The 16,869-nt window shown below is 71.5% G+C and carries 16 protein-coding genes; 8 read left to right on the top strand and 8 right to left on the bottom strand.

Going from position 1 to position 16,869, the window contains the following annotated elements:
• Nucleotides 1–10: 10 nt before the first annotated feature.
• Complete coding sequence (locus tag ACGFIB_RS16535) at nucleotides 11–730, bottom strand: ABC transporter permease (RefSeq protein ID WP_208762127.1); 720 nt, start codon at nucleotides 728–730, stop codon at nucleotides 11–13.
• Nucleotides 730–1,461 (bottom strand): ABC transporter ATP-binding protein, encoded by a 732-nt coding sequence (locus ACGFIB_RS16530; protein ID WP_142569595.1) that lies wholly within the window; start codon nucleotides 1,459–1,461, stop codon nucleotides 730–732. The genes ACGFIB_RS16535 and ACGFIB_RS16530 overlap by 1 nt, the downstream gene beginning before the upstream one ends.
• Before the next feature lie 202 nt (nucleotides 1,462–1,663).
• On the opposite strand from ACGFIB_RS16530, the gene ACGFIB_RS16525 reads away from it, so the two are divergent.
• From ACGFIB_RS16525 to ACGFIB_RS16515, 3 genes are all read left to right on the top strand, one after another.
• Nucleotides 1,664–3,040, top strand: a complete 1,377-nt coding sequence (locus ACGFIB_RS16525; RefSeq protein WP_393372442.1) for an endo-1,4-beta-xylanase — start codon at nucleotides 1,664–1,666, stop codon at nucleotides 3,038–3,040.
• Between the two features lie 96 nt (nucleotides 3,041–3,136).
• Nucleotides 3,137–4,159 carry an ATP-binding cassette domain-containing protein gene (locus tag ACGFIB_RS16520; RefSeq protein ID WP_142569593.1) on the top strand — a complete coding sequence of 341 codons (1,023 nt, stop codon included), beginning with the start codon at nucleotides 3,137–3,139 and terminating at the stop codon, nucleotides 4,157–4,159.
• The gene (locus ACGFIB_RS16515) at nucleotides 4,156–5,052 is read left to right on the top strand and encodes an ABC transporter permease (RefSeq protein ID WP_393372438.1); all 897 of its coding nucleotides are present in this window, start codon (nucleotides 4,156–4,158) and stop codon (nucleotides 5,050–5,052) included. The genes ACGFIB_RS16520 and ACGFIB_RS16515 overlap by 4 nt, the downstream gene beginning before the upstream one ends.
• A 1-nt stretch (nucleotide 5,053) precedes the next feature.
• Here ACGFIB_RS16515 and ACGFIB_RS16510 read toward each other — a convergent pair whose 3' ends face one another.
• From ACGFIB_RS16510 to ACGFIB_RS16500, 3 genes are all read right to left on the bottom strand, one after another.
• Nucleotides 5,054–8,221: an ATP-binding protein gene (locus ACGFIB_RS16510; RefSeq protein ID WP_393372435.1), complete on the bottom strand. Its 3,168-nt coding sequence runs from the start codon at nucleotides 8,219–8,221 to the stop codon at nucleotides 5,054–5,056.
• 62 nt (nucleotides 8,222–8,283) lie between these two features.
• Nucleotides 8,284–9,075 (bottom strand): alpha/beta fold hydrolase, encoded by a 792-nt coding sequence (locus tag ACGFIB_RS16505; RefSeq protein ID WP_393372432.1) that lies wholly within the window; start codon nucleotides 9,073–9,075, stop codon nucleotides 8,284–8,286.
• Between the two features lie 21 nt (nucleotides 9,076–9,096).
• A complete protein-coding gene (locus ACGFIB_RS16500; protein WP_142569586.1) occupies nucleotides 9,097–9,741 on the bottom strand; it encodes a dihydrofolate reductase family protein in 645 nt (214 codons plus the stop codon).
• 98 nt (nucleotides 9,742–9,839) lie between these two features.
• Here ACGFIB_RS16500 and ACGFIB_RS16495 point away from each other — a divergent pair, with 98 nt between their 5' ends.
• Together ACGFIB_RS16495 and ACGFIB_RS16490 are read left to right on the top strand one after the other, a co-directional pair.
• Entirely contained in the window at nucleotides 9,840–10,349 is a 510-nt protein-coding gene (locus tag ACGFIB_RS16495; RefSeq protein ID WP_393372429.1) for a winged helix-turn-helix transcriptional regulator, read from the top strand.
• Entirely contained in the window at nucleotides 10,346–11,011 is a 666-nt protein-coding gene (locus ACGFIB_RS16490) for a cyclase family protein (RefSeq protein WP_393372426.1), read from the top strand. The genes ACGFIB_RS16495 and ACGFIB_RS16490 overlap by 4 nt, the downstream gene beginning before the upstream one ends.
• Nucleotides 11,012–11,017: 6 nt before the next feature.
• On the opposite strand, the gene ACGFIB_RS16485 is transcribed toward ACGFIB_RS16490, so the two are convergent.
• The gene (locus tag ACGFIB_RS16485; RefSeq protein ID WP_393372423.1) at nucleotides 11,018–12,100 is read right to left on the bottom strand and encodes a winged helix DNA-binding domain-containing protein; all 1,083 of its coding nucleotides are present in this window, start codon (nucleotides 12,098–12,100) and stop codon (nucleotides 11,018–11,020) included.
• Entirely contained in the window at nucleotides 12,097–13,098 is a 1,002-nt protein-coding gene (locus ACGFIB_RS16480; RefSeq protein ID WP_357259500.1) for an NADP-dependent oxidoreductase, read from the bottom strand. The genes ACGFIB_RS16485 and ACGFIB_RS16480 overlap by 4 nt, the downstream gene beginning before the upstream one ends.
• A gap of 88 nt (nucleotides 13,099–13,186) precedes the next feature.
• Between ACGFIB_RS16480 and ACGFIB_RS16475 the strand changes: the two genes are divergently transcribed.
• The 3 genes from ACGFIB_RS16475 to ACGFIB_RS16465 are packed head-to-tail and all read left to right on the top strand — an operon-like array spanning nucleotide 13,187 to nucleotide 14,843.
• On the top strand, nucleotides 13,187–14,194 hold the full coding sequence (locus ACGFIB_RS16475; RefSeq protein WP_393372419.1) for a helix-turn-helix transcriptional regulator: 1,008 nt from the start codon (nucleotides 13,187–13,189) through the stop codon (nucleotides 14,192–14,194).
• Between the two features lie 20 nt (nucleotides 14,195–14,214).
• Nucleotides 14,215–14,472, top strand: a complete 258-nt coding sequence (locus tag ACGFIB_RS16470) for a type II toxin-antitoxin system Phd/YefM family antitoxin (protein ID WP_357239381.1) — start codon at nucleotides 14,215–14,217, stop codon at nucleotides 14,470–14,472.
• A 2-nt stretch (nucleotides 14,473–14,474) separates the two neighbouring features.
• Nucleotides 14,475–14,843, top strand: coding sequence for a type II toxin-antitoxin system VapC family toxin (locus tag ACGFIB_RS16465; protein WP_357239637.1), 369 nt, complete (start codon nucleotides 14,475–14,477; stop codon nucleotides 14,841–14,843).
• A 42-nt stretch (nucleotides 14,844–14,885) separates the two neighbouring features.
• Here the strand turns inward: ACGFIB_RS16465 and ACGFIB_RS16460 are convergent, their stop codons facing one another.
• The gene (locus ACGFIB_RS16460; RefSeq protein WP_393372810.1) at nucleotides 14,886–16,823 is read right to left on the bottom strand and encodes an acetoacetate--CoA ligase; all 1,938 of its coding nucleotides are present in this window, start codon (nucleotides 16,821–16,823) and stop codon (nucleotides 14,886–14,888) included.
• Nucleotides 16,824–16,869 lie beyond the last annotated feature (46 nt).

The following is a 16,869-nucleotide window of genomic DNA, read 5'->3' as shown; positions in this document are numbered from 1 at the left end:
GTCAGTCACCCTAGGCCCGAGCCGTGTCCCGGCGATACCGGACGACCACGGCGGCGCCGAGCACGAGCGCGTACAGCGCGAGGACCAGCGCGGCCTGCCAGCTGTCAGCCCCGCCACCGAGCGCGGTGGCGTGCCCGACCTGCGCGAGCCAGTAGCTCGGCAGGACCTTGGCCACCACCGCGAGCGCCTGCGGGAACGTGCTCACCGGAATGAACAGCCCGCCGATGAAGCTGAGCACCAGCACCACCGCCCCCTGGTAGGCCTGCAGGTTCTGGGCGGTGGCGAACTGGCCGATCAGCAGGCCGAGCAGCGCGAACGGCACCGTGCCCGCCCAGACGCCGAGCACGGCCGCCGCCCACCCGGCGGCGGACAGGTGCACCCCGCTGACGAGCCCGGCGACCAGCGACACCCCGGCCACCGGCGGCAGCGCCACGACCATCGCCACCGACGCCTTGGCCAGCAGGTAGCCACTTCCGCTGAGCGGGGTCAGCCGCAACTGGCGCTGCCAGCCGATGCCGCGCTCCACCGCCGTGCGGGCACCGACGTCGAGCGCCGCCTTCATCGCCCCGAATGCCGCCACGCCTCCCATGACGTACGACGCGGGAGCCCCTTGGTCGATGAAACGGTCGGCCATCAGCAGGTAGAGCCCCACCGGCAGGGCGACCGCGAACAACAGGAACTTGGCGTCCCGCAGGGTCCGCCTGATCTCGAAGGTGAGGTATCCAGTCATCACACGGCCTCCGAGGCTCCGGTCAGGCGCAGGAAGGCGTCCTCCAGGCCCAGCGCGCCCACCTCGGCCATGACCGCGGACACCGGCCCGTCGGCCACGACGCGCCCCGCGTGCATCAGCACGACCCGGTCCGCGTACGCCTCGGCCTCCTCCAGGTAGTGGGTGGAGAACAGCACGGTCCGGCCGGTCTCGGCGAAGGCGTGCATCGACTGCCAGAACTCCCGCCGGGCCGCCACGTCCATGGCCGCCGTCGGCTCGTCGAGCACCAGCAGGTCCGGGCCGGACACCAGTGCCATGGCGAACCGGACCCGCTGTTTCTGGCCACCGGACAGCAGCGCGGCCCGCCGGTCGGCGAGGTCGGCCACCCCGGCGCGGCTCAGCACCTCCTCCACCGGCAGCGGCGTCCGGTGCAGGGACGCGATCAGCGCCACGGTCTCCCGGACGGTCACGTCGTCGAGCAGCGCGCCCTCCTGCGGCATCACACCCACCATGCCGCGGCGCACCGCTTCGTGGGCGGACGCGCCGAACACGGCGATCTCCCCGGCGTCCGGGCGGGCCAGCCCGACGACCATGTCGATCGTGGTGGATTTGCCCGCGCCGTTGGAGCCGAGCAGGGCCACCACCTCCCCCCGGGCCACCACCAGGTCGATGCCGTCGACCGCACGGGTCTCGCCGTACGTCTTGCGCAGCCCCGCCACGGACAGGGCGGGGGCGCCCTCATGAATGTTCATACAGCGAGCCTCCGCCACCATCCCGGTGCGGACCTGCGCCGTCTGTCACGACCTACCCACGACAGATGTCACGGTCTTGTCGACACGCAATATTTCGGTGACACTCCGAAACATTCGCCCACATTCGCGGTTCCGTCCCGCGCCCGCCCGGGGATCGGGATCCGCAGGAGGAAGGACGGACGCTGTGAAACCCCTCACGGTTATGGCACAACCCCTGGGGCGGCCCTCCCCCGCCGTCCGCCGCACGCTCGTCCTCGCCGCCGTCGCGGCGCTGTCGATGGGCCTCGCGGTGGCCGAGATCCCCAGCGCGAACGCCACCGCCGACGCCCCCGGCATCACGCTGGGCGCCGCGGCGGCACGCAGCGGACGCTACTTCGGCACGGCGATCAACGCGAGCAAGCTCGGCGACCCGGCGTACACCACGATCGCCGGCCGCGAGTTCGACATGGTGACGCCCGAGAACGAGATGAAGCTCGACGCCACCGAACCCCGGCAGGGGCAGTTCGTCTTCACCGCCGCCGACCGGATCGTCGACTGGGCCGCGGAGAACGGCAAGCGGGTCCGCGGCCACACCCTGGTCTGGCACTCCGGGCAGCCGCAGTGGCTGCAGAGCCTCAGCGGCAGCGCGCTGCGCCAGGCGATGGTCGATCACATCAACGGCGTGATGGGCCACTACAAGGGCAGGATCTACGCCTGGGACGTGGTCGACGAGGCCTTCGCCGACGGCACCGGCGGCCGGCGCAACTCGAACTTCCAGCGCACCGGCGACGACTGGATCGAGGTCGCCTTCCGCGTCGCGCGGGCCGCCGACCCGGACGCCAGGCTCTGCTACAACGACTACAACATCGAGAACTGGACCTGGGCCAAGACCCAGAGCGTCTACAGCATGGTCATGGACTTCAAGCAGCGCGGCGTGCCGATCGACTGCGTCGGCTTCCAGTCCCACTTCAACAGCGGCAACCCCTACGACGCCGGCTTCCGCACCACGCTGCAGAAGTTCGCCGCCCTCGGGGTCGACGTCCAGATCACCGAGCTGGACATCCAGGGCGCCCCTGCCGCGACGTACGCCGCCGTAGTCGGCGACTGCCTTGCCGTCCCCCGCTGCGCCGGCATCACGGTGTGGGGCGTGCGCGACCCCGACTCCTGGCGCAGCAGCGACACTCCGCTGCTGTTCGACGGCAACGGCGACAAGAAGGCCGCCTACACCGCGGTGCTCGACACCCTCAACGCCGCCGTTCCCAGCCCCTCGCCCAGCCCCTCGCCCAGCCCATCGCCCAGCCCATCGTCCAGCCCGGTGCAGTCGCCCGCGGGGAGCTGCGCCGCGACGCTCTCCGCGGGCACGAAGTGGCCCGACCGCTACAACCTGGGCGTCACCGTCACGGGTTCGGACGACTGGGTCGTGACCATGACCCTGCCGTACCCCGAGAAGATCATCGCGACCTGGAACGTCAGCGCCACGTGGAACCCCGCCAGGAACGTCCTGACCGCCCGGCCCAACGGACACGGCAACTCCTGGGGGGTGACGATCAAGCACCACGGCAACCGGACCTGGCCCACGGTCTCCTGCCGTGCCGCCTGACGAACCGCGCCCGCAGGGCCCGCTAGATCCGATCTAGCGGGCCCTGCCCCGCGTCTGGCGCCTCTTCCGCGAACGGCTGGACGGAACGGAGACGACATGCGAGACCTGGCAGTAGAGACATCGGGCCTGGTCAAGATATTCGGCAAGAACCGCGCGGTGGACGGGCTCGACCTCGCGGTGCCCGCGGGCACGGTCTACGGTGTGCTCGGCCCCAACGGGGCGGGAAAGACCACCGCGGTCAAGATGCTGGCCACCCTGCTGCGCCCGGACGGCGGCGAGGCCAGGGTGTTCGGCCACGACGTGCTGCGCGAGCCCGACGCCGTACGCAGCCGGGTGAGCCTGACGGGCCAGTACGCCTCGGTGGACGAGGAGATGACCGGGATGGAGAACCTGGTCCTGCTCGGCAGGCTGCTCGGCCACCGGCGGGCCGCCGCCAGGGACAGGGCCATGCGGCTGCTTGAGGCGTTCGGGCTGACCGAGGCCGCCGGCCGGCAGGTCAAGACCTACTCGGGCGGCATGCGCAGGAGGCTGGACATCGCGGCCAGCATCCTCAACACGCCCGACCTGCTGTTCCTGGACGAGCCCACGACCGGCCTCGACCCGCGCAGCCGCAACCAGGTCTGGGACATCGTCAGGATCGTGGTCGCCCACGGCACGACCGTGCTGCTCACCACGCAGTATCTGGACGAGGCCGACCGGCTCGCCGGGCGTATCGCCGTCATCGACCACGGCAAGGTCATCGCCGAGGGTACGCCGGGCGAGCTCAAGTCGTCGGTCGGCTCGGGGTCGGTGCACGTGCGGCTGCGGGACGCCGCGCGGCGGCCGGAGGCGGAGCGCGTGCTGGCCAGGGAGCTGAACACGCCGGTTCAGCTCGAAGCCGATCCCGTGGCCCTGACCACCCGCATCTCCGGACAGGACGCGGACGCCGGAGCCGAGCGGGCCTCGCGCGCCCTCGCGGCGCTGGCCGCGTCGGGCATCGTCGTCGACGACTTCTCCCTCGGCCAGCCCAGCCTCGACGAGGTCTTCCTCGCGCTGACCGGCGCGCCTCCCGGCGAACGCGGCCCGGCCCGCACCGACCACCCGGCGACCGGCCGGAACGCGCAGGAGGAGGCGGCATGAGCACCACCACCGAAAGCACCAACACCCCCGGAAGCACCACGACCACCAAGAACGGCACGACCACCGAGAACGGCACGTCCTTCGTCCCCGCGTCCGAGACGCTGGGCGCGGTGCTGGCCCCCGGCACGCGCCCACCGCGCCCCAGCGCCCTGTCGGCCTCGCTGACGTTCGGCTGGCGGGCCATGCTGAAGATCAAACACGTGCCCGAGCAGCTCTTCGACGTCACCGCCTTCCCGATCATGATGACGTTGATGTTCACCTACCTGTTCGGCGGTGCGCTGGCGGGCTCCCCGACGGAGTACCTGCAGTTTCTGCTGCCGGGCATCATGGTGACGAGCGTCGTCATGATCACGATGTACACCGGGGTCGAGGTCAACAAGGACATCGAGAAGGGCGTCTTCGACCGCTTCCGTACGCTGCCGATCTGGCGGCCGTCGACCATGGTCGGCTACCTGCTCGGCGACGCGTTCCGTTACACGATGGCCGCGACGGTCATCCTCGTGGTCGGCCTGGTGCTGGGCTTCCGCCCGCAGGGCGGGGTCGCCGGCGTGCTGGGCGCGATCGCGCTGCTGGTGGCCTTCTCGTTCGCGTTCTCGTGGATCTGGACGATGTTCGGGTTGCTGCTGCGCAGCGAGAAGTCGGTGATGGGGGTCAGCATGCTGGTGCTGTTCCCGCTCACCTTCCTCAGCAACGTCTACGTGGACCCGCAGACGATGCCGGGATGGCTGCAGGCGTTCGTCGGCGTCAACCCCATCTCCCACCTGGTCAGCGCGGCGCGTTCGCTGATGGCGGGCAGCCCGGACACCGGGGAGATCACCTGGGTGCTGGTCTGCGGCGCGGTGTCGATCGCGGTCTTCGGCGCGCTGACCATGCGCCTCTACAACCGCAAATAGATCACAGGCGCCAGGTGATCTCGTGGTCCGGCCGATAGCGGCAGGTGGCTCCCGTGGAGACGGCGGCGCGCAAATGGGCGGCCATCGCGGGATGAAGCCGGTCGAGCTTGCGCAGCACGTCGCGGATCCGGGCGGTGACGGCCTTGCGGGCGCGCTCGGCCTCGTCGCCGAGGCGGCGGTCGCGCCCGCCGAGCCCGGAGGCGGAGCGCAGCTCGGCCAGCAGGGCCGCCCGTTCCCTGTCGAACTCGGCCGCCCGGCCGTCGTCGCCCCGCTCTGCCGCCCGGTCGATCTCCTCGTCGAGCAGAGCAAGCCGGCGCCGGTATCGCGCCTTGGCCTCCTCGTCGAGGACCGCGTCGCCGCCCATCCCCCGGGCGGCGACGACGAGCTCCCCGCCCTCCGGGGCGAGCAGCCGTACGGCGGGCAGGTCGGCCCCGGGGTGGTGCAGCAGGCAGTGGAGGTCGCGCAGGCCCTTGGCGTCGGGCAGGTGAACGGTGTGACCGCCGAACCCCAGGGTCCAGACCGCGCCGTCCCGCCGGAACTCGGCTTCGGGACCGGGCGTACGGCTCCTGCGGACGCGCTCCAGAACGTGCCGCATACCGAGCTGCGCCGCTTCGCCCTCCACGTCGTCCAGCAGCTTCCCGGCCTCCTCCGCGTCGCCCGGGCGGCCCCGGCGCAGCAGCGCCTCACCGAGATGCGCCCGCGCCTCGACGGACCACGGGCGGGCGAGGAGCAGGTCCGCGGAGTGCCAGGCGGCGGTGAACCCGTCGACCGCCTCGTCCCAGCGTTCCTGCGCCGCGTCGAGGAGAGCGCGCAGGAGGACCACCGGGCCGCCGATGTCCCAGCCGTACATCGACACCACCCAGCTGCCGAGGTGGGGGTCGAGCTCGGCCCTCACCTTCTCGCACAGCTCCGGGTCGCGCGACCACGCGGCGACCATGGCCTGGAACCGCAGCCACAGGGGCCGTATCGAACGCCGCGGTTCGCCTCTCGCCATGGTGTCGCGCAGGTGGCGCAGTGCGGTCGCGCCGTCTCCCCTTCGCAGCGCGGTCATCCCCTCCAGCAGGCTCGGGCAGGGGTGCCGGCTCCTGCGCAGCGCATGGTGGACCTCGTCCAGGCCGTCGTCGCGGCCCTGGAGCATCCGCACCGTCCATCGGTGGTGGTCCAGCATGTACGCGAAGTGGTCGTGCCCGTGCTCGAACCGGATGAGCTCGTCGAGCAGGGTCTCCGCCTGGTCGAAGTCGCCCGTGAGCGCGGCGATGATGCTGCGGTCGGTGGCCGTGGCCATGTCGATGCGCGGCACGTCGACACGTCCGCCGAGCGCGACGAACTCGCGGAACTGGCCGAGATAAGCGGGGTCGCCCTGCTCAAGCAGGGCCACCCAGCGCAACGCGGCGGCGATGCTCTCCATCTCCATGTCGCCCGTGCGGCGGGCCAGGGTCAGCAGCTCTCCGGTGAGTGCGGCCCTCTCCGGTGCGGTGCCCAAGCCCCAGATGGCGTCGTGGAAGGCCCACAGGCTGAAGGCCAGCGCCTCGTCGTCCTCACCGCGCCGGGCGAGCAGCGCCACATGGATGGCCAGCTCCCGCGCGAGGTGGTCGAGAGAGAGCTCCTCGTCGGGGCGGCCGTCCCGGACCAGCTCGCCGTGCGCCTCCCGCAGCAGGTCGGCGACCAGCCGGCCGTCGTCGCCGCCACCGCCGTCGCCGTCGCCCCAGTCCGGGTAGACGGACAGCGCCACCCGGGCGACCAGCTCGGGATCGCCGGTCTCCCGCGCGACGGCGGCCGCCTCCTCGACCGCGCGCCGGCCGCCGTCGCGGTCGTCCCCGTGGTACAGCTCGCGGCCGAGTTCGAGTGCGATAACGACGCGCCGGTGCGGCTCGCCGCCGGCGGCGGCGAGTTCGAGCGCCCTGCGGTAGTGCCCGAGCGCCTCCTCGGCGGCCAGGCGAGCGGCGGCGGCCCGGGCCGCGGTGAGCAGCCGATCCACCGCATGGGCCGGCTCGACGTGGTCACCGGCGAGGTAGGCGTGCCGGGCCACGTCGGCGGGGAGCACATGCTCGGCGAGGGCGGGCGACCGGTCGACGGCATGGACGACCGCGGCGTGCCGGCGGGACGCCGCCTTCTCGTCGAGAGACTCGTAGAGCGTCTGGCGAACCAGATCGTGCGCGAACGCGAACTCCTCCCCGCCCGCCACCCCGTCCTTGGCCACCACGAGCCGGGCGGCCACCGCCTGGTCGAGCAGCCGTTCCACCTGGACAACGGGAGCGGCGGCGACGGCGGCCAGCACCTGGCGATGGAACTCACGCCCGAGCACCGCGGCGGTGACGAGAAGGTCCACGACCGGCGCGGGCAGCAGGGACAGCCGCCGCAACAGGGTGTCGCGGACACCGGGAGCGATCGTCGTGACGGAACCGCCGCTGCGCCACAGCCGCGCCGTCTGCTCCACGAAGAAGGGGTTGCCGCCGGTGCGCCGGTGCACCTCGGCGACCAGGTCGGCGGACGGATTCCGGCCGGCGGCGCGGGTCATCAGCGCGCCGACCTCCTCGCGTTCGAGCCCGGTCAGGGTGACCGTGGTCGCCCGCGTCACGAGCGGAAGCACGAGGGCACGCAGCGGATGGTCCGCCGACTCCACCTCCACGTCGCGGTAGGTCCCCACCAGCAGCACCCGCTCGAACCAGGTGTGCTGTGCCGCGAACTCCAGCAGCCTGAGCGACGCGGTGTCCGCCCAGTGCAGGTCTTCCAGCACGACCACCAGGGGGCGGCTCTGCGACACCGCCACCAGGGCGCTCGTCACCGCGTCGTACAGCCGGAAGCCCTCGGCCGCGTCGCCGCCGGGCGACTCGCCGAGCAGCGCGGCGAGGCCGGCTCCTCCGGCCTCCTCGGCCGCCGCCCACTCCCTCGGCGCGGCACACCGCCGTATCCCCCGCAGGACCTGCACCCACGGCCAGTAGCCGGGGGCGTTGTCGGAGTCCCAGCACGACCCGCTGAGGACCAGCGCGCCCAGGCGCCTGGCCTCCTCGGCCGCGCTGGCGACAAGCGTGGTCTTGCCGATGCCGGCCTCACCGGCGACCAGCGTCAGGCCGCCGTGACTGCCGACCGCCCGCGCGATCTCGGCACGCAGCATCGCGGCAGGATGCTCCCTGCCGATGAGCTGAGGGGTCGCGCCGTCGGTTCGCATGCCGCTTCGACGGTATCCGCCCGCTCCGACAATTTCCCAGCCTCCGATGCGGGCACACTGCCTCAACCGAGGAATTTGGTGAGGATCCGCGCCAGCGCCGCCGGCCGCTGCAGCACCCCGTGGTCCTCCCCCTGCATCACCGTCAGCTCGGCGCCGGGCACGGTCGCCGCGACGGCCTTGGTCGCCTCCGCGAGGTTCGGCGCGGTCTGGTCGCCGTAGACCGCCAGCACGGGTACGCCGATCCCGGCGAGCCGGTCGAAGGGCATCAGCTGCCAGGGCGCGCTGACCAGCACGTCGTACGGCAGGCTGGGCGCCTTGTCGGCGAGGAACGCCCACCCCTCGCCGGCCTTCATCCCGGCGATCGCCTCGGCCGGGACCCCGACCCCCTCGTGGAGGAACAGCTCCACCGCACCGTCGCGGTCACCGGCGGCCACCAGCGCCTTGAGCCGGTCGTAGACGTCGGCCGCCGGCCTCGGCTGGTTCTCGTCGGCGCAGTACGGCGGCTCGTAGACGGCCACCCGTTCGACCGGCAGCCCGCGCATGACCCCCTCCAGCACAAGGACGGCGCCCGAGGAGTGCCCGAACGCCGAGGCCCGGCCGCCCACGTGCTCGACGACGGCCGCCAGGTCGTCGACCTCGTTGGCGACGGAGTAGTCCTCACTCTTGTCGTCGCTGCCCACCCGGCCTCGCCGGTCGTAGGTCACGACGGTGAACGCCGACGCGAGTTCGGCGCCGAGCCCGGCCACGGTCGAGCGGTCGTTGAACGCGCCGCCGACGAGGATCACCGGCCCGCCCTGGCCGATCACGTCGACGGCGAGGGTCGTGCCGTCCTTGGAGGTGATGTTCTCGGTCATGTCTGTCAGCCTTTCAGCGGTCTACCGTCGTGTGAAGGTCATGTGGGTGACGCCGCTCGGGGTGGTCACGGACTCGATCTGGAAGTTCTTCTCGAGTCCTTCGAGCCCGTCCCACAGGCGTTCGCCACGGCCCAGGATGATCGGGACGACGGCGATGTGCATGTGGTCGACCAGGCCGGCGGCCAGGAACTGGCGGACGGTGCTCGGCCCGCCGCCGATCCGCACGTCGAGGCCGCCCGCGGCCTCGCGGGCCTGACGCAGGGCCTCCTCGGGCGTGGCGTCGACGAAGTGGAACGTGGTGCCGCCCTCCATCTCCACCGAGGGCCGGGGGTGGTGGGTCAGCACGAAGACCGGCGTGTGGAACGGCGGGTTCGGCCCCCACCATCCGGTCCACGCGTGGTCCTCCCACGGGCCGCGCTGCGGCCCGAACTTGTTGCGACCCATGATCTCGGCGCCGATGCCCGAGTCCCATGTGCCGGTGACGGCGCTGTCGACGCCGGCGCCGCCGCCGGCCTTCCCCTGCATGGCGTGGAAGGTCCGGGTCGCGAAGAACCACTCGTGGAGCCGCTCGCCGGCGTGGCCGAACGGCTCATCCAGGCTCTGCCCCTCGCCCGTGGCGAAGCCGTCCAGAGAGACGGAGAAGTTGTGCACCCTGACACGAGACATCGCAGATCTCCCGGGTTCGACTAGTGATTGCGGATTGCAACTGCTGAAGATGAGCGTAGGCTTAGTAGTAGCAAAACGCAATCACTTTGGAGGTGGCCGTGCGAGAAGGACCGCGATCCGGCTGTGCGATCAACGCGGCGGTGGAGGCGCTCGGCGACCAGTGGAGCCTCATCGTGCTCCGGGACGTGATCTTCGGGGGGCGCCGGCACTTCCGTGACCTGCTCGCCAACTCCGACGAGGGGATCGCGTCGAACATCCTCAGCAGCCGACTCAAGGCGCTCGTCGCCGGTGGCCTGCTGACCCATGAGGACGCGGGGCGGGGACGGCGAGGGACCTACAGCCTCACGGAGGCGGGCATCCAGACGGTTCCGATCCTGGTCGCGCTCGGCTCGTGGGGCCTGCGGCACCGTCCGACGACACCGGAACTGACCATCCGGGCGCAGCTACTGGAGGAGGGGGGCCCGCCCCTCTGGGACAACCTGATGGACGAACTACGCGAGACGCACCTGGGCATCCCCCGCCCCGACCCCGATCGCCCGCGCGCCTCCCGGCTGCTCCGGGAGGCGTACGAACGGGTCCTGGCGACGTCGTCGACAATGGAAACGTGACATCCCAAGTCGTTGAACTCAGCCATGTCGTCCGGCACGGCATGATCACCTATCCGGGCCTGCCCGGCCCGGAGATCGGCGATCACCTGACGCGCGAGGACTCCCGGGGACGGTACGCCCCGGGCACCGAGTTCCAGATCGGCCGCATCACGATGGTGGCGAACACCGGCACCTACGTCGACACGCCGTTCCACCGGCTGGCGGAGGGCGAGGACCTGGCTCAGATCGACCTGACCCGGCTGGTCGACGTCCCCGGTCTGCTGATCGACGTCTCCGGCTCCCCCCGGCGCGGCATCGGCGTCGACGCGTTCGAGGGCCACGACGTCGGAGGGCGCGCGGTCCTGCTGCGTACGGGCTGGGAGAGGCACTGGGGCGGCCCGGCCTACGGCGACCCGGACCACCCCTTCCTCACGGCGGACGCGGCCGCCCTGCTCGCCGACCGGCAACCGGCCGTCGTCGGCATCGACAGCGTCAACATCGACGACATGGCCGACGGGCTCCGCCCGGCCCACACCGCCCTGCTCACCGCGGGCGTTCCGATCATCGAGCACATGCGCGGGCTGGAACGGCTGCCGCGCACCGGGTTCCGGCTCCACGCTGCGCCCGTCGCCGTGTCCGGCATGGGCACCTTCCCCGTCCGGGCGTACGCCCTCGTCCCCTGACCCGCCTCACCCGTACGTGACGTTCGCGGCCCCCAGGAACGGCAGCAGGCGCTCGGCCTCCTCCGCCACCGCGTCCCTTTCGGCCGCCCGCAACGGCCGGAACGGGACGAGCCGCAGCGTGCCGTCCTTGACCGACCAGCTGCCGTGGACGAACCCGTCCACGAGGAAGGTCGGCAGCACCATCGCCGCGCCCGGCATCACCCGCTTGCGGTCGGCGTCACTGATCACGCGGGTCCGGTCGGCGTGGCCGAGCAGCAGGTTGTCGAAGGCGGGCAGGAACCGCACGGGAACCGGCGCGCCGGGGTCGGGTAGCTCCGGCGCGGTCTCCAGATCGAACAGCTCCCTGCCCTCGGGGTCGCGAGAGCAGCGCAGCTCGCCGCGCATGGCCTGGATCACCTCGCGCAGCCGCGTCAGCCCCGACCAGGCCTGCACGTCCATGACACTGGCCGGGCCGTAGGCCGCCAGATAGCGGCGGACGAGTTCCTGGATCGGGGCCGGTGTCATGGGCGCGCCGAGCCAGTCCTCGGCGCGGGTGACCGAGACGGCGTTCCGGGTGCCCCAGCGGCCCCACGTCGCGGTCTCGGGCGTGTGGACCAGTGGGGTTCTCAGCTCCACCTCCCCGGCCAGGAGCTTCCCCTCCCGGCCGGGGTAGCGCAGCGCGAGCAACCGGGCCAGCTCACGCCGGGGCAGTGTCCGGCTGCCCGCCAGGATCTCCGCTCCGGCCGCCGTGAGCGCGCCGGTGTCGAGCCCTCCGCTCGCCTTCCTGAAGTACGACGTGCCGGCCGTACGGTCGAGAACCGGTTGCAGCACGGGCCGGAACCGGCGGAAGTCGCCGGACACGGCCAGGTGCTGGGTGCTGCGCAGCAGCGCCGAGCGGATCACCGTCCGCTCCTCCAGCAGGACGCTCAGCTGGGCCGGGGTGAAGCCGTCGACGCGGCTCCACAGCCCGACGTAGGGCCAGTTCGGCTCCTGGGCCTGCATGGCGACCAGGTGTCCGAGCACCTGCGGCACGGTGCGGCCGGTGCGCTCCATCAGGAACTGCCGGTGCAACAGCGCCCGGTTGAGCGCACGCGGGGAAAGCACGCTCATGCCAGCCGCACCGCGACGTTGCCCCGGTAGGAGCCCTTGAGCAGGGACAGGAACGCCTCCGGCACCTGCTCGATGCCGCCCTCGACGACCGTCTGCGGAAAGACGAATCGGCCTTCCGCCAGCCAGCGGGTGAAGTGCTCACGCCAGGCGGCGACCTGTTCCGGCGTGTGGTGACAGGAGAACGGCAGCAGCTCGATGCCCCTGGCCTCGGCCGCCGCGCGGTCCGGCTCCGGGAAGCGGTCGGCATCGCCGCCGAGCTGGTGGGACAGGGAGCCGCACAGCGCGAAGCGGGCGCCGGGACGCGCCGCCCGCACCGCCGCGTCGTACTGCTCTCCGCCCACGACGTCGAAGAAGACCGTGATGCCCTCGGGCGCGAGCTCCCGCAGCCGGTCGGCCACCGGACCGTCGTGGTAGTCGAAGGCGGCGTCGTAGCCGAGCTCGTCGACCAGATAGGCGGCCTTCGCCGGGCTGCCCGCGCTGCCGATCACCCTGGCCGCGCCCCGGCACCTGGCGATCTGCCCGGCCAGCGAGCCGACCCCGCCGGCCGCGCCCGAGACGAACACCACATCCCCCTCCCCTACGGCGGCGACGTCGGCCATCCCGTGGTAGGCCGTCACGCCCTGGCCCAGGTGATAGGAGGGGTCGGGGAAGAGCCCCCGGTCGAGCTTGACGTACTGCGCGGCCGGGCCCGCGGAGTATTCGCTCCAGCCGGTCATCGACTGCACCAGATCGCCGACGGCGAGATCCGGGCTGCCGGACCGGACGACGGTGCCCACGACGGCGGCTCCCACGCGGTCACCGGGCTGCCAGGCGGGCACCGGGATCCGGCAGTCGGCCCGCATCAGCTCCAGGTAGGTCGCGGCCAGGCCCACGTAGTCGGTCCTGACGGTCACCTCGCCGTCCACATCGCCGTCCACCACGGTCTCGGCGACGGTGAAGTGGCCGGGGCCCGGCTCGCCGGTGACGGATGCGGCCAGCCGGATCTCACGAGTGATCATTCCTGTTCCTCCTGCTCAGGGCTTCGAGATCCACATTAGGGAGGCTTCCGGCCACTTTCTGACCGGAAGTCCGGACAGACTGGGCACCATGGCGAACACGAGCTCACGCACCCTCCGGCTGCTGTCCCTCCTGCAGACCCACCGCCGCTGGGCGGGCGCGGAGCTGGCCGACCGGCTCGGCGTCTCGGAGCGGACGCTGCGTCGTGACGTCGACCGGCTGCGGGAGCTGGGATACCCGGTGGACACCTCGCGCGGGACCGACGGCGGGTATCAGCTCGCGCCCGGCGCCGTGCTGCCGCCGCTGGTGCTCGACGAGGAGGAGGCGGTCGCGCTCGCCGTCGGAATGGGCGAGGCCGCGCGGAGCGCGATCACGGGCATGGAGACGTCCGCGATCCGCGCTCTCACCAAGGTCGTCCAGGTCATGCCGCCCCGGCTGCGCCGCCGCGTGGACGTCCTGAGCGAGGCGATGGTCTCCGCGACCTCGGCGCAACCGGTCGTCGCCGTGGACGTGCTGACCGTCGTCGCCCAGGCCTGCCGTGACGAGGAGCGGCTGTGCTTCTCCTACGCCGCGCGGGGCCGCGAGCCCTCCTCACGGGAGGTCGAGCCCTACCGGCTGGTCACGGTCGGCCGCCGCTGGTATCTGGTCGCCTACGACCTGACGAGGCAGGACTGGCGCAGCTTCCGGCTCGACCGCCTGACAGAGGCGCGGCCGGCGGGAGCCCGCTTCCGCCCGCGCGACCTGCCCGCCAGGGACGCGGCGGCGTTCGTCAGAGCGGCCGCCGGCGTGCCCGAGCCGTACGCGGTCGAGGCCCTCGTGCACGCGCCCGCCGCACGGGTGCGTACGGCGGTCGGGCAGTGGGGGACGGTCGAAGAGATCGACGAACACAGTTGCCTGCTCACGATGACCTCCACCTCCCTGGACTGGCCGGTCCAGGCGCTGGGCACCGTGGGCGCGGAGTTCGAGGTGCTCGGTCCGCCGGAGTTCGCCGCGTACGTCCGCGAATGGGGCGAGCGCTTCGTCCGGGCCGCATCCCCCGGACCAGCCTCACGCGGAGCCGTACAGCATGGGCAGGAGAGAAACATCGGGCTAAGCTAACTTAGCTAAGGAGGTTGGCGATGTCAGAGGGCGCTACCGAGCAGTACAACATTCACGAGGCGAAGACGAATTTGTCGCGCATCATCGACCGGGTCGAGCATGGCGAGGAGATCGTCATCAGCCGTGCCGGTCGTCCCGTGGCCAAGGTCATTCCCTTCCCGACCAAGGTGAGCCGCCGCGGCAGAGGCTCTTTGAAGGGCCAGCTTCACATGGCCGACGACTGGGACTCATCTGAGGTCAACGACGCCATTGCCAGGGATTTCGGTTTGCTGCCGTGAAGATGCTCCTCGACACACATGTTGTCCTGTGGTGGCTGAGCGACGACCCGACGCTTGCCGACGAGATCAAGAGCATGATCGACCAGGAGCCGGAGGTCTTCGTGAGCCCGGCCACGTTGTGGGAGGTGGCCATCAAGCAGAGCATCGGCAAGTTGGTGGCACCCGATGACCTGGTCGAAAGAATCCGCGACAGCGAGTTCCGCGAACTGCCCGTTCGGTTCGGCCACGCCATCGAGGCGGGGAGACTGCCGCTCCTTCATCGCGATCCCTTCGACCGGCTGCTGATCGCTCAGGCCCGGTTCGAAGGACTCTCCTTGGTTACCAGGGACGGTCAGATCCCCAAATACGACGTCCACGTAGTGGCGGTCTGAACGTGGCCCATCCCCGGCACGAAGGAAGCCGTTGAAACGGCCTCAATGTTCCGGTGCGAAATGGGTGAGGACCTCGGGGTTGGCCATGGCGTCGGGATTGGCGGCCTTCTCGACCGGGGTGCCGAGCAGGATCTTCCGTACGGGGACCTCCAGCTTCTTGCCCGACAGCGTCCTCGGAATGCCGGGGACGACGTGGATCTCGTCGGGCACGTGCCGGGGCGACAACTCGGTGCGCAGGACCGTACGCAGGCGCGAGGTCAGCTCGCCGGACAGAGACGCGCCCTCGGCGAGAGTGACGAACAGCAGCAGCCTGCCCTCCCGGCCGAGCTGCCCGGTGTCGATGACGAGGCTGTCGGCGATCTCCTCGAAGCGCTCCACGACGCGGTAGAACTCGCTGGTGCCCATCCGTACGCCGCCGCGGTTCAATGTGGAGTCCGAGCGGCCGTAGATGACGCAGCCGCCGTCGGGGAGGATCTTGATCCAGTCGCCGTGCCGCCAGACGCCCGGGTAGTCGGCGAAGTACGACTCCCGGTAGCGGTCACCCGAGGGGTCGTTCCAGAACATGACCGGCATGGACGGCATGGGCCGGGTGACGACGAGCTCCCCCACCTCACCCACGATCGAGGCGCCCGCGGGGTCGAAGGACTCGACGGACGCGCCGAGGCAGCGGCACGGGATGACGCCGGCCCGGATCGGCAGCAGCGGCACCGCGCCGACGAACCCGGTGCACACGTCGGTGCCGCCGGAGAACGAGCCGAGCTGCACGTCCGGCTTCACATCGGAGTAGACCCAGGCGAACCCCTCGGGCGGCAACGGCGAGCCGGTCGAGCCGATCCCGCGCAGCCGGTCGAGACCCTCCGGCTTCACCCCGGCCTTCATCGACGCCATGACGTACGGCGCGCCGGTGCCGAAGTAGGTCACGCCCTCCTCGGCGGCCAGCCGCCACAGGGCGCCGGTGTCGGGGTGGGCCGCGCTGCCGTCGTACAGCAGGATCGTGGACCCCACCAGCAGGCCGCCGATGAGGTAGTTCCACATCATCCAGCCCGTGGTGGTGTACCAGAAGAACACATCGCCCTCGCCGAGGTCCTGGTGGAAGGACAGCGACTTGAGGTGCTCCAGCACGATGCCGCCGTGGCCGTGCACGATGGGCTTGGGCAGGCCGGTGGTGCCGGACGAGTACAGCACCCACAGCGGATGACCGAACGGCACCCGCTCGAACTCCAGCGGCGCGGACTCGGCGCGCAGGTCGTCCCAGCTCAGCGCCGTATCGGAGGCACCGCCGGAGACGCCGTCGGGCGCGCCTTCGCGGAGCACTGGAATCCAGACGGTGGCCTGCAGCGTCGGCAGCCTTCCGGCGATCTCGCGCACCACCGCCGACCGGTCGTACGCCTTGCCGCCGTAGCGGTAGCCGTCCACCGCGACCAGCACCTTCGGCTCGATCTGGGCGAACCGGTCGGTCACGCTGGGCGCGCCGAAGTCGGGCGAGCAGGAGGACCAGACCGCCCCGAGCGAGGCGGTGGCCAGGAAGGCGATGAGGGCCTCGGGGATGTTCGGGACGTAGGCGGCGACTCGGTCACCGCGCCCGACGCCCAGCCGCGCGAGGCCCGCCCGGACCCGGGCGACCTCCTCGCGGAGCTCGCCGAGCGAGTACTGCCAGCGGCTGCCCGACTCGCTGCGGAAAATCACCGCTGCCCGGCCGGGGTGGCCGCGCAGCGCGTTCTCGGCGTAATTCAGGGCCGATCCCGCGAACCATTCGGCGTGCGGCATCGTTCCCTGGATGACGGGCCCGTCGCCACGCGTACCGACCACGCCGAAGTAGTCCCATATGGACGTCCAGAAGTCGGCCGGAGACTCGACCGACCACTTCCAGACGTCCTCGTAGTCCCCCGTACGGCCCAGTCGTTCCATGTAACGGGTGATCCGGGCCGCACGTACGACGTCGGGCGTGGGTTCCCAGAGCAGAGCGCCTTCCTCGACCATGCCCCCATCTTTGCCACGCTTGGGCCGCATGTCACCCTCCCCGCCC

Source organism: Microbispora bryophytorum, from assembly GCF_043197435.1.
Taxonomy (GTDB): domain Bacteria; phylum Actinomycetota; class Actinomycetes; order Streptosporangiales; family Streptosporangiaceae; genus Microbispora; species Microbispora bryophytorum.
This window is presented reverse-complemented; position numbering and strand designations above follow the sequence as displayed.